This is a genomic window from Halorubrum sp. B53 (assembly GCF_059752395.1).
Genome location: NZ_MWTH01000015.1, coordinates 228,457 through 242,960 on the forward strand (window position 1 = coordinate 228,457; position 14,504 = coordinate 242,960).

General features: G+C 70.6%; 17 protein-coding genes. 9 read left to right on the forward strand and 8 right to left on the reverse strand.

Features of this window, described 5'->3' with window-relative positions:
• Positions 1-94: 94 nt before the first annotated feature.
• A complete protein-coding gene (locus B4V06_RS13660; protein WP_498170226.1) occupies positions 95-1,450 on the reverse strand; it encodes a putative ATP-dependent zinc protease in 1,356 nt (451 codons plus the stop codon).
• 144 nt (positions 1,451-1,594) lie between these two features.
• Here B4V06_RS13660 and B4V06_RS13665 point away from each other — a divergent pair, with 144 nt between their 5' ends.
• The 6 genes from B4V06_RS13665 to B4V06_RS13690 all read left to right on the forward strand — a co-directional run bounded on the left by B4V06_RS13665 (position 1,595) and on the right by B4V06_RS13690 (position 7,370).
• Positions 1,595-2,878 carry an eIF2B alpha/beta/delta subunit family protein gene (locus B4V06_RS13665; protein WP_498170227.1) on the forward strand — a complete coding sequence of 428 codons (1,284 nt, stop codon included), beginning with the start codon at positions 1,595-1,597 and terminating at the stop codon, positions 2,876-2,878.
• Between the two features lie 95 nt (positions 2,879-2,973).
• Entirely contained in the window at positions 2,974-4,011 is a 1,038-nt protein-coding gene (locus tag B4V06_RS13670; RefSeq protein WP_498170228.1) for a succinylglutamate desuccinylase/aspartoacylase family protein, read from the forward strand.
• 87 nt (positions 4,012-4,098) lie between these two features.
• Positions 4,099-4,554, forward strand: coding sequence for a YbhB/YbcL family Raf kinase inhibitor-like protein (locus B4V06_RS13675; RefSeq protein WP_498170229.1), 456 nt, complete (start codon positions 4,099-4,101; stop codon positions 4,552-4,554).
• Positions 4,555-4,663: 109 nt separating this feature from the next.
• Positions 4,664-5,524, forward strand: coding sequence for a TatD family hydrolase (locus B4V06_RS13680; RefSeq protein ID WP_498170231.1), 861 nt, complete (start codon positions 4,664-4,666; stop codon positions 5,522-5,524).
• Positions 5,521-6,684 carry an SDR family oxidoreductase gene (locus B4V06_RS13685; RefSeq protein WP_123112555.1) on the forward strand — a complete coding sequence of 388 codons (1,164 nt, stop codon included), beginning with the start codon at positions 5,521-5,523 and terminating at the stop codon, positions 6,682-6,684. Before B4V06_RS13680 ends, B4V06_RS13685 begins: the two co-directional genes overlap by 4 nt.
• Before the next feature lie 104 nt (positions 6,685-6,788).
• A complete protein-coding gene (locus tag B4V06_RS13690; RefSeq protein ID WP_123112556.1) occupies positions 6,789-7,370 on the forward strand; it encodes a DUF2150 family protein in 582 nt (193 codons plus the stop codon).
• Positions 7,371-7,445: 75 nt separating this feature from the next.
• On the opposite strand, the gene B4V06_RS13695 is transcribed toward B4V06_RS13690, so the two are convergent.
• Complete coding sequence (locus B4V06_RS13695) at positions 7,446-8,336, reverse strand: universal stress protein (RefSeq protein ID WP_498170234.1); 891 nt, start codon at positions 8,334-8,336, stop codon at positions 7,446-7,448.
• 142 nt (positions 8,337-8,478) lie between these two features.
• Here B4V06_RS13695 and B4V06_RS13700 point away from each other — a divergent pair, with 142 nt between their 5' ends.
• Positions 8,479-8,898, forward strand: a complete 420-nt coding sequence (locus B4V06_RS13700) for a universal stress protein (RefSeq protein WP_123112558.1) — start codon at positions 8,479-8,481, stop codon at positions 8,896-8,898.
• Between the two features lie 97 nt (positions 8,899-8,995).
• Entirely contained in the window at positions 8,996-9,478 is a 483-nt protein-coding gene (locus B4V06_RS13705) for a DUF456 domain-containing protein (RefSeq protein ID WP_498170236.1), read from the forward strand.
• A 94-nt stretch (positions 9,479-9,572) separates the two neighbouring features.
• Here the strand turns inward: B4V06_RS13705 and B4V06_RS13710 are convergent, their stop codons facing one another.
• From B4V06_RS13710 to B4V06_RS13730, 5 genes are all read right to left on the reverse strand, one after another.
• Positions 9,573-10,388 (reverse strand): DUF63 family protein, encoded by an 816-nt coding sequence (locus tag B4V06_RS13710; RefSeq protein WP_498170238.1) that lies wholly within the window; start codon positions 10,386-10,388, stop codon positions 9,573-9,575.
• The gene (locus B4V06_RS13715; protein ID WP_123112561.1) at positions 10,388-10,837 is read right to left on the reverse strand and encodes a universal stress protein; all 450 of its coding nucleotides are present in this window, start codon (positions 10,835-10,837) and stop codon (positions 10,388-10,390) included. The genes B4V06_RS13710 and B4V06_RS13715 overlap by 1 nt, the downstream gene beginning before the upstream one ends.
• 86 nt (positions 10,838-10,923) lie before the next feature.
• Entirely contained in the window at positions 10,924-11,844 is a 921-nt protein-coding gene (locus B4V06_RS13720; RefSeq protein WP_498170241.1) for a DNA adenine methylase, read from the reverse strand.
• 44 nt (positions 11,845-11,888) lie between these two features.
• Complete coding sequence (locus B4V06_RS13725) at positions 11,889-12,191, reverse strand: DUF7344 domain-containing protein (protein WP_123112563.1); 303 nt, start codon at positions 12,189-12,191, stop codon at positions 11,889-11,891.
• Positions 12,192-12,354: 163 nt separating this feature from the next.
• Entirely contained in the window at positions 12,355-12,759 is a 405-nt protein-coding gene (locus B4V06_RS13730) for an abortive infection protein (RefSeq protein ID WP_123112564.1), read from the reverse strand.
• A 263-nt stretch (positions 12,760-13,022) separates the two neighbouring features.
• On the opposite strand from B4V06_RS13730, the gene B4V06_RS13735 reads away from it, so the two are divergent.
• Positions 13,023-13,301 carry a hypothetical protein gene (locus B4V06_RS13735; protein WP_321169503.1) on the forward strand — a complete coding sequence of 93 codons (279 nt, stop codon included), beginning with the start codon at positions 13,023-13,025 and terminating at the stop codon, positions 13,299-13,301.
• A gap of 102 nt (positions 13,302-13,403) precedes the next feature.
• On the opposite strand, the gene B4V06_RS13740 is transcribed toward B4V06_RS13735, so the two are convergent.
• Positions 13,404-14,441, reverse strand: a complete 1,038-nt coding sequence (locus B4V06_RS13740; RefSeq protein ID WP_498170244.1) for an NAD(P)/FAD-dependent oxidoreductase — start codon at positions 14,439-14,441, stop codon at positions 13,404-13,406.
• Positions 14,442-14,504: the final 63 nt, after the last annotated feature.

Sequence of the window (14,504 nt, forward strand, 5' to 3'; positions counted from 1 at the left end):
GCGCCGGCGACCTCGCGGTCTCCTCGCGGCCGCCGAGGGCGGCCGCTCGGAGGCGCGCCGCCGTGATTATTTAAATGGTCGACCGCGAACCCGTCTACTCCTCTTCTTCAAGGATCTCGCCGGCCTCGCCGCGTTCGGCCTCGTCGACGTCCGCGCGCTTGCGCACGTCGACCCGGTAGTCGGTGAGGATGTCGCGGCCGAGGAGGAGCGGGTAGTCCATGTGTCCGCGGTCCTCGACGCTCGCGGTGACGGTGTGCTGGTTCCCGCCGATTCCGATGACGAGGTCGACGACCGGGCGGGCCTTCCCGCCCTTCACGCTGCCCGACTTCACTCGGGTCATGCTCTTGATCGGGCCGGCGCCGATTTCGGCCGCGAGCTGGGTGTCGATGCTCGTCCGCGTCGCGCCCGTGTCCGACTTCCCGAGCGCCTGGGTAGAGCCGGAGGTGCCGGTGACGACGACCTCCTCGATGTAGCCGATGACCGGCTGTTCGGACGGCGTCGGCTTCGGGACGGGCGCACAGGAGGGGCGCGAGTCGTCGAGGGTGGCGGCGATACGCTCGACGTCGTCGTCGTCCACCTCGCCGCCCACCGTCTCGATCGCGAGCCGCGCGATGTGCGGCGCGGGGCTCCTGCCGGTCGCCTCGTAGAGGCCTTTAAAGCCGGCCGTCGGATTCACCTCCAGCACGTACCAGCCGTCGTACCCCTCGACGAGGTCGACGCCGGCGTAGTCGAGGTCCATCACGTCGGCCGCGTACAGCGCCGTCTCGGCGGCCTCCTCGGGCATGTCGTCGGTGGCGTCCTCGACCGCGCCGCCGAGCGCGACGTTGGTGCGCCAGTCGCCCTCCGGCGCGTAGCGGTACATCGAGCCGACGATCTCGTCGCCGACGATGTACACGCGCAGGTCGCGGTGCTTCTCGTCGTCGCGGTCGATGAGCTTCTGGAGGAACGCCTGTCGGTTCCCGACCTTCGGGTTCACGCGCTCCGTGAGGTCGACCTTCCACGTGCCGCCGCCGTGGGTGCCGATCGCGGTCTTGTAGACGCCGACCTCCCCGAAGCGCTCGCGACCCTCGTTGAGCCGGTCGTTCGACAGCGCGAGCAGCGCGTCGGGGACGCGGATGTTCCAGTCGGCGAGCGTCGCCGCCGTCGCGAACTTGTGGATCGACGCGAGCACGGCGTTCGGCTCGTTCAGCATCGGCCGGATGCGCTCGAACGTCGCCGCCAGCCCGAGCAGCTCCGCGGGCTGGTCGGTGTTCGAGAGCAGCAGCCGGTTCGCGATGACGTCCACGGCGGGCTCCACCGAGACGTCGCCGTCGTCGACGCTGATCGCGGCGTTCTCCTCGCGGAGCCACACGGGCTCGTGCCCGAGGTCCTCGACCGCGTTGCAGATCGCCTTCGTTTCCTTGCTGTTGTGCAGCGACAGCACTCCCACCCGGACCGGGTCCGAACTCATGGCCCCACCTGCGTTCCCCCACGTAAAAGGTCGCCCGATCGGCGAGCGCGGCGGCGGCGCCGTCAGGTCCGAGTGGCGGGCCGGAGGTGCCGAGCGGCGGGTCGGGGGAGTACGGTTAATGGCGCGTCGCCCGAACACGGGCCCGTGACCGCAGTCGTCAGGGCGTTCGTGCGACGCCGCTCTCGGGTGTTCGCCCGACCCGGTGTCGGACCGCTCGCCGTCAGTCGCGAGGACCCCGAATCGGCGACTAACCCGCTCGACGCGGTCGTCGGCGACGTGCGCGCGGACGAGGCCGATCCGACCGAGAGCGCGCGGCGGGCGCTGCGAGCGGCAGAGCTGAGCGGCGACTTCGAGCTCGTCCGCTGCGGTGAGCCGCTGTCCGTCTCGGACGGAACGGTCGACCGGACGGTCTACCCGTTCCTGTTCGAGGCCGCGGCCGGCCGCGAGACGAGCGATTCGCCCGCCGTCGAGGGGGAGTGGCTCCCGCCGACAGACTTCCTCACGCGCGACGCGGCTCCGGGGGTGTGGGAGAGTTACCGCCGCGTCGCGCCCGACGTCGACCTGGTTCGGACCGACGAGACCCACGGCGCGTCGTGGCTCTCCCTCCGGGCGCTCGAGGCGGTCCGCGACGCGGCCGGCGCGGTCGCGTTCGGGGCGCGCGACGGGGGGATCGACCGGGTCGCGGCGCTCGCGCGCGAGCTCCGCAGCGCTCGGCCGAGCATGATCGTCGTTCGACACCGGATCGACCGGGCGATGAGCGGGACCGAGCGGACGCCCGAGGCGGTCCACGACCGCGCCGTCGACGCGCTCGACGCCGCGCACGACGCGGACCGGCTGGCGGCGGAGCGGGCGGCGACCCCGATCGCCGACCTGCCCGGGAGCGTCGCGACGCTGTCGCGGTCCGGAACCGTCGCGGCGACGTTGCGGCGGGCCGAGAGCGCGGCCGTCGTCGGCGAGTCGCGCCCGAGTCGCGAGGGGGTCGCCGCGGCCGAGGGGCTCGTCGACGCCGGTCTGGACGTCACGCTCACGACCGACGCCGCGCTTCCCGGACTCGTTCGCGAGGGCGACGTCGGCTGCGTCCTGCTCGGCGCCGATCGGGTCCTGCCGAACGGGGGCGTGGCGAACAAGGTCGGGTCGTATCCGCTCGCGCTGGCCGCGGCCGACGCCGATGTCCCGGTGTACGCGGTCGCCGCCGCCGACAAGATCGCGACGACGGACCGGGTCGTTCGGGAGTCGGGGGAGGCGTCGACCGTGTACGACGGCGACCGCGACGTCGAGGTCGCGAACCCGATATTCGAGCGCGTCCCCGGCGACCTGTTGACCGGGGTGATAACCGAGGAGGGGCGGCTCGATCGGGCGGCGATCTCGGAGCGGGCCCGGGAACACGAGTCCCGGTCCGCGTGGGTGAGCCGGTGGGACCGCGGATAGGGGTCGGGCGCCGCGGGATACTATCCTGTCGGCCGATTCGCGACCGTCGTCGCCGGGTCGCCATATATATTTCCCCCGCGGTGCTCCCGTCAGACATGAGCGACGACCGGGTGTTCACGTACAACGGCGGCGCGGTGCCGCCGGGCGAGACGCAGAACATCCGCTACGGGATCAGCGAGACGTACCTCGGCGACCCCGTCCGGATCCCCGTGACCATCGTCAACGGCGAGCGAGACGGGCCGACGGTGTTCCTCACGGCGGCCGCGCACGGCGACGAGCTCAACGGGATCGAGGTGGTGCGCGAGGTCGCACACGACTGGGACCTCGCCGGCCTCGCCGGGACGCTCGTCTGCCTCCCGGTACTCAACGTCCCCGGGTTCATCGCCCAGCAGCGCTACCTCCCCGTCTACGACCGGGACCTCAACCGGTCGTTCCCCGGCGAGCCCGGTTCGACGAGCTCGAAGCGGATGGCTCACCAGATCTACTCGAACTTCATCGAGCCCTGCGACTTCGGGCTCGACTTCCACACCTCCACCCGCGGGCGGACGAACATGCTCCACGTTCGCGGGGATATGACCGACGACGGCGTCCACCGCCTCGCGATGGCGTTCGGCTCGAAGGTGATCATCGACAGCGAGGGGCCGAGCGGCACCCTCCGCGGCGAGGGGACGGCCGACGGGATCCCCACGATCACGATCGAGATGGGCGAGGCCCACCGCTTCCAGCGCCCGCTCATCGACGACGCGCTCGACGGCGTGCGCTCCGTCTTCGCCGAGTACGGGCTGCTCGAGACGGGGACGGTGCGCTGGCCCGGCTGGCGGACGATCATCGCCGGGGCGGGCGAGAAGACGTGGCTCCGCGCCGACTCCGGGGGAATCGTCGACACGCACTTCGAGAGCGGCTCGCTCGTCCGCGAGGGCGACCGGATCGCGACGATCACCAACCCCTTCAAGGAGGACGCGGTCGCCGTCGAGGCCCCCTTCACCGGACTGCTCATCGGGCTCTTGGAGAACCCCGTCGTCTACCCCGGCAACCCCCTGTGTCACCTCGTCGAGATCGACGAGGCGACGCGCCGGGCGATCGAGACCGGCGACGCGCCGACCCCGGTCGGCCAGCCGGAGTCGGCGGACTGACCCGTCGGAACGGCTTATCCGCGGGAACGCTTTTGGCGTCGACGGGACAACGGCGACGTGTCCGGACGGATCCGGACGGGTGATCCCATGAGTGATCTCAGCCTATCGAGTCCGGCGTTCGGCGACGGCGAGCGCATCCCCGCGGAGCACGGCTACGCGGAGCGAAACGTCAATCCGCCGCTGCGGATCGACGGCGTCCCCGACGAGGCGGCGGCGCTCGTGCTCATCGTCGACGATCCCGATGCGGAAGAGCCGGCGGGAACGGTGTGGGACCACTGGCTGGTCTGGGACATCGCCCCCGGTCGCGAGGAGATCCCGGAGAACTGGTCCCCGACAGGGGCGACCGAGGGACAGAACGACTTCGGCGAGCACGGCTACGGCGGACCGAACCCACCGGACCGCGAGCACACCTACCGCTTCCGGCTGTACGCGGTCGATGAGCCGCTCGACCTTCCGCCGTCGACCGACAAGGAGGGCCTCATCGACGCGATGACGGGACGGACCGTCGGTAAGGCTCGGATCGACGGGACGTACCCGGCGTGATCGGTCGCGAGGCGTCGGACCGCGGCGACTCTGTGATCGGCCTCAAGGCGTCGGACCGCGGCGGCCTCCCGATCGGACCTTATATTTCGCCGCGGGCGAACCACCGACCATGACCGAGGACCTCGACACGCCGGTGCTCGACAACCACCTCCACCTCGATCCGCGACACGGCCGCGGGATCGACGCCGTCGAGGACTTCGTCCGGCTCGGCGGCACCCACCTGCTCGTGGTGAACAAGCCCTCGTGGCACCTCGGCGTCGAGCCCGACGAGCCGGCCGACTTCCGCCCCGTCTTCGAGGAGACGCTCGACGCGGTCGCCGCCGCGACCGAGGTCCTCCCGGGGCGCGCGTGGCCCGTCCTCGGCGTCCACCCCGGCCTGATAAGCCGCCTGGTCGACGAGCGCGGCTTCGCCCCCGAGGACGCCCGCGACCTGATGCAGGGGGGCTTGGAGGTCGCGAGCGAGTTCGTCGCCGACGGCCGGGCGCTCGCGCTGAAGTCCGGCCGCCCGCACTACGACGTGACCGACGCCGTCTGGGACGCCTCGAACGCGGTCACTCGGCGCGCGTTCGAGCTCGGCGCCGCGCTCGACTGCGCCGTCCAGCTCCACACCGAGGCCAGCGAGGACCTCACCGACCTGGCCGCCGTCGCCGAGGAGTCCGGGCTCGATCCGACGAAAGCTGTCAAACACTACGCCGAGGGCCGGCTCGCGGGCCCGACGCCGAGCGTGATGAGCGAGAAGGACCGGCTCGAACGCGCCGCCGAGTCGGGCGAGCCGTTCCTGATGGAGACCGACTTCGTCGACGACCCGGAGAAGCCGGGGATGGTGATGGGCCCCAAGACCGTCCCGCGCCGCGTCCGCTGGCTGCTGGAGGAGGGCCACGACGAGGCGGTCCGACGCGCTCACGTCGAGACGCCCCGAGACGTGTACGGGATCGACACCGAGGCGACGCTGGCGGAGCCGACGTCGTGAGCGACCGCGCCTCTGCGGACAGCGCCGGGGACGGCTCCGCGCCCCCCGAACTCCTCTTCACCGGCTTTCCCGGCTTCCTCGGCTCGGCGCTCCTCCGGCGGGTCCTCGCCCGCGGCGACGGGCCGGTCGCCTGCCTCATTCAGCCCAGGTACCGCGAACTGGCCGAGGATCGCGCTCGGGAGATCGTCGCGGAGGTCGGGAGCGAGGCGGACGGTACCGACTCCGAGTCCGCGCATCCCCCGGCCGTCCACCTCTACGAGGGCGACATCACCGAGCCCGACCTGGGACTCGGCTCGGCGCTCGACGATCCGGACCTGCTGGCGGGCGTCGAGGAAGTGTACCACCTCGCGGCGGTGTACGACCTGAGCGTCGACGCCGACCTCGCTGAGTCGGTCAACGTCCGCGGGACCGAGCACGTTCTTGACGCCGCCGAACGGCTCGCCGTCGACCGGCTCCACTACGTGAGCACCTGCTACGTCAGCGGCCGGTACGACGGCGTCTTCACCCCGGACCGGCTCCGCGAGGGCCAGTCGTTCAACAACCGCTACGAGGCGTCGAAGTACCGCGCCGAGGTCGCGGTGCGGGAGCGGATGGCCGACGGGCTCCCGGCGACCGTCTACCGGCCGGCGATCACGGTCGGCGACAGCGAGACCGGCGAGACCGACAAGCTCGACGGCCCGTACAACCTCCTCCGGCTGCTCTTCGCACAGCCCGCGCGGCTCGCGTTCGCGTTCACCCTCCCCGGCGCCGACGAGACCGAGTTGAACGTCGTGCCGCGCGACTACGTCGTCGACGCGATCGCGGCGCTGAGCGGCCGGCCGGAGACGGTCGGCGAGACGTTTCAGCTCTGCGACCCGGAGCCGCTGACGGTCCCGGAATTCGTCGCGACGCTGAGCGACGCGGCCGGCCGCCGGACGGTGACCGTCCCGACACCGAAGCGGGTCGCGAAGGCGGCGGCCCGCCTGCTCTCGGCCGCGGGAGTCGGCGTGGAGCCGGCGACGATCGACTACTTCGACCACCCGACCCGCTACCGCTGTCCGAACGCGCGGGCGGCGCTGGACGGAACCGGCGTCGAACCCCCGCCGTTCGAGTCGTACGTCGACCGGATCGTGGCGTTCGCCCGCGAGAACCCGTCCGTCGGCGACGACCCGATGACGTGACCGGGGGTGCCGACCCCCGAATCCCGTCATCGACCGGGTGAGACGCCCTCTCTCGGGACGATCGATAGGAAAGGCATTTGAGTAGTCCGGGCGACGTACCGCACATGACCGACGACGACGCCGTTGAAACGTTTTATACCGACGACCGCTGGCAGAACTGGCTCGATCGCTTGAAAGAGGAGGACCTCGACCCCGAGAACGAGGACTCGGCGCGGCTCCTCTTGAACCTCCAGGACGACGCGGCGATCGCCGTCGTGAAGGTGCTCGCGGCGCTCGACGAGGACCGCATCGACGAGGACCGCGCGGTCGAGGAGATCCGCGGCGTGCGCGACATCGTCCTCGCCGACGTCGACTTCGACGACGAGGACAAGGTGATGCTGATCGACGGCGTCCAGACCTCGCTCGTCCCCGTCTTCTACGCGGCCGAGGAGTACGTCGTCGGCGGCGTCGTCGAGGGCGACGTGACCGAGTTCGTGCGCGCGGCCGCCGACGCGGAGGCCGAGGACGACCTCGACGCCGCGCTCGGCTACGTCGTGCAGGCCGGGACCCGCGTCATCGACGGCGAACAGCTCGACATCGACCTCGTCGAGGATCTGGAGTACGGGCTCGTCTCGGAGTGGGTCAACGGGCTCGACTCCCTGCAGTCCGCGATCGAGGACCCCGAAGTCGTCGAGGAAGAGGACTGAGCGCGGCGGTCGGTCCGATTTCGTTTCTCGCGGTGCGTTCCCGTTCGGCGAGCCGTCAGAAAATCGATGAGAGCCTCACCGCATCGGGACGCAACAGACCGGTACAGCCGCGTTGCGTACGACCGTCTCGGTGACGCTTCCGATGAGATGGCGTCTGAGGCCGGATCGGCCGTGCGTTCCCATCACGATGAGGTCGACATCGTGTTCCTCGCCGTACGAGAGGATCGTGCGTGCGGCCGGGCCGGTCGCGATACTGCCCGTGACGCTGACGTCAGCCGCTCGGGAACGTTCGCGGACCGTCTCGAGCGCCTCCCGTCCGGCCTGCCCGAGCGCGTCGTGGATCTCCGCCGACTCCTCAACGCCACCGAACCGACTCGTGTCGACGGAGTAGACGGTGTGCACCGTTGCGCCGTACGCCTCGGCGAGGGTGATCCCCCACTCGATCGCGAGTTCCGCTCCCTCGCTGCCGTCGGTCGGAAGAAGCACGTTTTCGCACGGCTGATCGCCGATATCGTCGATGTCCGCGTCCGGAGTCACCGTGACGACCGGGACGTCCGCGGTCCGGACGGTCTTCTCCGCGACGCTCCCGAGCACGACCCGTTCGAACCCCGTCCGTCCCTGCGTCCCCATCACGATGAGATCGATGTCGCGGGTATCGACGTAGTCGTTGATCGTCTGGACCGGGACCCCCGACTCCACGGCGGTAGTGATTTCCCCGGAGAGATGGGTCCGGGCGAGGTCCGCGACGGAATCCACCGCCCATTCGGCCTCCGCTTCGAGCAGCCGCTCCCGTTCGGCCTGACTGTCGGCGTCCAGACCGGATTCGATTTCGTGGCTGTCGACCACCGACACCGCGTGGAGGTCGGCACCGACCGTGGCGGCGAGATCGACCCCTCGCCGTGCCCCTATCTGCGCCCCGTCGCTGCCGTCGGTCGGCACGAGAATTGAGTCGATCGTCGGGCTCATACCCGCAGATTCGAACGCCGTTGATTTAACGCTACGTTCGGTTCCCACGGCAAGGTAGAGGGGGTACGTGTAGCGGTCGGCGATACGTCGCTCCTCCTGAGACGAGATCACCATTTATCAACACCCTACCCGTAGTTTCCGTATGATATCGCGAGTTCTCGTCCCGATGGACGAGTCGGAGATGGCCCGGAAAGCGCTTGAGTACGCCCTCGAGAATCATCGCGACGCGGAGATCACCGTCTTGCACGTCGCTGGCGGGCCGTCGCCGTGGGGAGGAGCGGCCACGTCACTCGCGCTCGAGGAGGATATCGAAGCGGCGGCCGAAGAGCGTGCGAAGGAGGTGTTCGACGACGCTCGGGAGCTCGCGGCCGAGTACGGTGTCGAAGTCAGTACCGAGGTTCAGTTGGGACATCCGGCTCGGACGATTCTGAATAGAGCCGGCGACTTCGACGCGGTCGTGATCGGGAGCCACGGCGGCTCGCTGGCCGATCGACTGGTCGTCGGGAACGTCGCCCAGAAGGTGTTCCGCAACTCGCCCGTTCCCGTCATCGTCGCTCGGTGAGTGACGGCGACTGCGAGCGACGGTCGGACGCGTCTCGGGTACCCCGGGCGAATAGCGCCGACTGAACTGTTTTGAACGCTCGCGACGTGAGTGCGGTATGGCTCTCCCCGCGGCCGAACTCGCGATCGCGCTGCTCGTCGTCTGGACGGCCAGCTCGTTCGTCCCGTTCGTGCCGAGCGGCGTCCTCGCGGCGCTGACCGTCGTCGGGTACGCGTACACCACAGGCTTCGCCGAGCCCGGTCTCGCCGTGCTGCTCGCGCTCGTCCTCGTCTCGCTCTCGGCCTCCGCGGCGGAGCTACTGTCGGGGTTCGTCTCGGGGAAACTCGGCGGCGCGCCGACGCGGACGGTCGCCGCCGGCACGGTCGCCGGCGTCCTGTTGGTGTTCGTTTTGGGTCCGATCGGTTTCGTCGTCGGACTGGGCGGAACCGTCTTCCTCGCGGGGCTTTACGAGAACGCCGACGAGCCGCGCGCCGCCGCCCGGCAGTCGGTGTACGCGGTGATCGGTGCCCTCGCCAGCTCGCTCATACAGGCGGTTATGCTGGCCAGCGTCGCCGTCGTATTTGCGCTCTCCGTTCTATAAATACTGACGGCGCGGTCCGACGGGACCTCCCGGTAGCGACGTCGAACGGCGCCGTGACACGGACGAGACCCGACGGCCGCGAACGTCCGGTCCGCTATCCGACGACCGCGAACAGGAGGAGGTTGTGCGCGGCCGGCCCGAGGCCGACGGCGGCCACGAACCCGAGCAGGAGGTATCCCTCGGCCGGTCGGTCGCGGACGTACTCCGCGAACAGCCAGACCACACCGCTGGCCACCGCGAGCTTCACCAGCAGGAACACCCACCCCTCGCCGAGCACCGGCACCGTCGGGATCCAGTCGAACCCAAGGAGGATCCGGGAGAGCGGCGTGCGCTCCCCGAAGCCGAGCTGGGTCGTCCCCACCGCGGTCGAGACGCCGTCGAGCGCGTGGCCGAACACCGCGAGCGCGCCCACGCCGCCGGTGACGGCGGTCTCGGGGCGGAGCCGCGTCAGACCGACCCAGACCGCGGCGGCGACCGGCAGGCTCGCGACGAGCGCGACCGTCGACCACCGCGCACCGGCCGGCGAGACCCCGGTCGCGAGCGCGGTCCCGACGACCGGGACGAGGAGGAGCGCGCCGGCGGCGGCGAGGGCGGTCGGGACCCGCTCCGGCGGGCCGGTCGCGATCGCGAGCCACGCCGCGCCCGCGAGCGACCCGACCGTGAGGTACACCGTCGGGGAGCCGGCGAGCGGTGAGAGGACCGGCGGGAGCGCGTCGACGACGTACAGCACGTGAGCCGCGGACCCGAGCGCCATCCACGGCGCGAGCGCGAGCACGTGGCGACCGGTGACCCGCGGGGGGTTCCGGCGGAGTGCGAGGCCGACCGCGCCGGCCGCGAGGAGGACGGCGACGAGGTACGGGAGCGGCGGGAGCGTCGTGCCGGCGGGGAGGAACGGGAGCGCGCCGCCCATCACACCGACAGGACCGGCTGGCTCGCGTAGAGGAGGACGTACTCGGCCGCCTTCCCGAGCACCTCGCCCGGGTCGCCCGTCACGGGCTCGCGCGGGACCACGATGAAGTCCGAGTCCAGCTCCTCGGCCGTGTCGAGCACGACGCTCCCCGGGTGAACCGTTTTCACCGACGTCGAGAAGCCGGCCGCGACGGAGTTGCTGTGGCCCACCCCGGCCGCCTCCGCGCGCCGCGCGACGGACTCTGTGAACGCCTCGGTGTCGTCGGCGACGTCGCTCTCGGCGACCACCCCGTGGTCGATGGCGCGGACCACGTCCTCGTCTAACACGTAGAGTGCGTGGACGCTCGCGTCGTACTCGGTGGCGACCGCGATCGCGTAGTCGACCGCCTCGTGGGACTCCTCGCTACCGTCGACGGGAACGAGGACGAGGTCGATGTCGAGATCGGTCATACGCGAGTCGTCGGCGGGAGAGTTCAAAAAGCCCGCCCAAGACGGTCGGCGGTTCGCATCCCCGCCGCGAGCGATCCCTCGACGGCTCAGAACCCGGAGAGCTCGCGCTGGCCCGCCGTCCGTCGCTCGTCGGGCGGCACGTTCGTCGCGACGATCTCGTCGACGGCGTCCCGGTTGTCGGCGTCGCTGTTGATCGCGCGGGTCGCGTCCTCGCGATCGACGCGGAACCCCGCGTCGGCGTACGGCTCGTACATCACGCCGCTGTTGCTCAACACGACCCGGACGCCCGCCTCGTCCAGCTCGCCAGCGACGTCGAGCAGCCGGCGCTGGTCCTCGCGGTCGAACCCGTCGGCGCCGTACTCGTTGAAGTTCGCGGTCGCGCTCATCGGCTCGTACGGCGGGTCGAAGTAGACGAGGTCGCCGGGCTCGGCGGCGTCGAGGACGTACGCGAAGTCGTCGTTTCGGATCTCGGCGCTCGCGAGCACGTCGCTCGCGCGGCGGATCCGGTCGCGCTGGACCCAGTCCGGGTCGGCGTACCGCCCCACGGGGACGTTGAACCCCCCGTCGGCGTTCTCGCGGTAGAGCCCGTTGTAACAGGTCCGGTTGAGGTACAACAGGAGGGCGGCCTCCTCTAAGGGGTCGAACTCGCCCTCGTAGGGCCGGCGGTTGAACCGCGCGCGCTGCTGGTAGTAGTAGCTCTCCACGTCGCGACCGCGGGGCGTCTCCTCGTGGAACGGGAGCGACGGGTCCGGGTCGGCGTCGGGGTCGTCGAACGCCGCCAGCCGCTCGATGAGCGCCTCCGGCTCGTCGCGCACCCGCTCGTAGAAGTTGATCAGCCGCGGGTTCGCGTCGTTGATCGTCCCGTCCGCGGGCTCCAGATCGAAGAAGAGGGCGCCGCCGCCGACGAACGGCTCGTGGTACCGGCCGTACGAGGCCGGGAACCGAGCGTATAGCTCGTCGAGCAGCTGGCGCTTGCCGCCGGCCCACTTCAGGATCGGCTCGGCCATGCGATGTCGAGACTCCCCCGCGGCGGCGTATAAACGTCTCGGGCTCAGTCGTCGGCCGGCTCGACGGTGGGGATGGGGAGGTCGGCGACGTGGGCGGCGGCCTCGTCGAAGTTCGGCCCCGGCGAGATCGTCCCCGACTCGCGGTCCCAGTCGATATACCCCGCCTCCTCCAGCGCGGGGAGGTGGGTCTCGCGGAGCTCGTCGGCGATCTCGTCCGCGCGGCCGCGGACCCGGAGGTCGGCGAGCGTCTCGACCGTTCCGTCGGCGAGCGCGGCGACCGTCCGCCGCGCCTGCGCCGCGTCGAGCGCCGTCGGTTGCGTGGTGGGAGCGTCGTGTGTCGTTGACATGGCTGTTCGTATCTATGGATAGATCTGCGACGAAATAAAAGTACGGACGGCGCGACGGAGCGGAGTGAGCGGACGGGGTCCGGAATCGGCGGATCGGATCGCGTCGGGCCCGACGGTGACAGTTACCGCCCACGCCGTCGGCCGTCGCCCACGCCGTCGTCGACTAGCGCACTCGCAGCGTCCGGTGGAGCGTGTAGCCGGCGACGAGGAGGAACACGAACGGGAGCCCCGTGAGCGGGTGCGCCAGCAGCGAGCCGGCCGCGAGGATGAGATACCCCTTGTCGGGCGGCGACCACGCGGTCCGGCTCCGCATCGTCGCCAGCTCGGTCGCGAAGGCGTAGAGGAACCCGCCCGCGACGGGGAGCCACAGCGCCGCGGCCAAGACCGTCCCGAGCGGCGACCCCGCGACATCGACGACCGAACGGGGGACCGGCTCGACCGCGGCCGCGTACTCCGGGTCGACGAGCGCGCGGGCCGCGATCGACACCGGGAGGTACAGCGCCGCGACCGCGACCGTCGTCCAAAAGGGGGCGTTCGAGCGCGACCGCGAACCCGGCGTGCGGACCATACGGACCCCTAGTCAGCGAGCGAGAGAAACCCACCGATCCGGCCGCACCCGCCGCTTGCTCGCTCGGCGATCGGCCTCTCGAAGGACCCGACTTCACCGAAACGTTCCACTTTTTCGAGAAGTGTACGAACGAGTACCATGTTACTCGTTACACTCCGTTAACAATCGTTTCAGACCCTCTGAATGAGTGATCCGTGGTAACGATACTCAAAACTTATCCGAAATATGAAAGGTATTTACTTCCGGGTGACGTACGGGTAGATATGCAACCGATGAACGACGGATACACGGCGCGGGCGGTCGCGGCCGGATCCGACAGTCCGCCCAACGGCGGCCTCGGCGTATCGCTCGCGTTCCTGGCGCTGATCATGCTCCCCCTGCTGATCGCCTCCTACCCGCTCGTCTCCGCGGGGCTGCTCGCCGGGGGAATCGCCGTCGTCGCGCTGGGCCGCTCGATCGCCCGCCACGTCGACCGCGGCACGGTCCGGAAGATCAGCCTCCCCGGTCTCGGCACGGTCGAGTACCGCTTCACGCGGAGCTAAGTCGACCGGCCGGGTCGCGGCCATGCGGGTCGCAACCATGCGGATCGAAAACGAGAGCGGACCCCCTGTCTTTTAAATATCAACCGACGTGTCGAGCGCCGACTACAGCCCGTAGACGACGCGCTCGCCCGTATCGAGTCCGTTCGCGAGAGCGGCGTGCAGTCGCCCCTCGCCGGCGACCCAGTCACCGAGCAGGTAGAGACCCTCCTGCCGGGCGGAGTCGATCGGGCCCCGGTCGACGCCGTCGTCGGGGAGCGCGTAGCGCCACCCCTGATGGTCGGTCCACGCCGGGTCCGCCAGCCGGTCGTCGCCCACGATCGAGGCGGCGTAGTCGGCGAGATCGGCGACGTTCGCGGCCGGGTCGTCGTCGTAGCGCTCGGCCGACCACTCGGGACCCGCCTGAACGATAAGCACCGTCTCGCCGTCCGGGACGTGGCCCGCCTTGCACTCCTCGCGGGAGATCCAGCCGACGGCGTGCTCGTCGTCGGTGTTGACGAGGCCGTAGTAGGGCACGTCGACCGCGAACGGGTAGTGCAACACCGCCGTCCACACCGACCGGTACGCCACGTCGCCCGCGGCGTCGACGAGCGACCCGCGGACCGGCGACTCCCACTCGGCGTCTCGGAGGAGCTCGGCCGTCTGCGGCGCCGGCGGGTTCATGAGAATCGCGTCGAACGGCCCCCACGTCTCGCCGTCGCCGTCGTCGACCGCCCAGCGCTCGCCGACCCGGCGGACGGTCTCGACGCGAGTCCGCCGGTGGACCGTCGCGTCGGTCCGACCGAACAGCCGCTTCGCGACCTGCGTGAGCCCGCGCCGGTAGCTCCACTTGTGCTCGTCGGCGTCGCGACCGGGCGACACCTCGCCGTCGGCGTCGAAGGTGTACACCGGCTCGGTGACGTCGACGAGCCCCTCGTCGTCGAGCGTCTCGGTGATCAGCTCGACGACGCGCTCGTCGTCGGACTTCAGGTAGTTCGCGCCGTAGTCGTACGTGAGCTCGTCGCGGCGCCGGGTCGCCGCGCGGCCGCAGAGCCCGCCGGACTTCTCGAGGACGGTCACGTCCGCGTCGGGTGCCGCCTCGTCGATGACGAACGCCGCCGCCGCGGCGCCCGCGCCGGCGCCGACGATGCCGATTTCGGTCATACCGATCGTAGGCGACGCGGTCACTTAACCGGTCGTCTCGCGGAGCGCGAGGCGCGGTGCGGA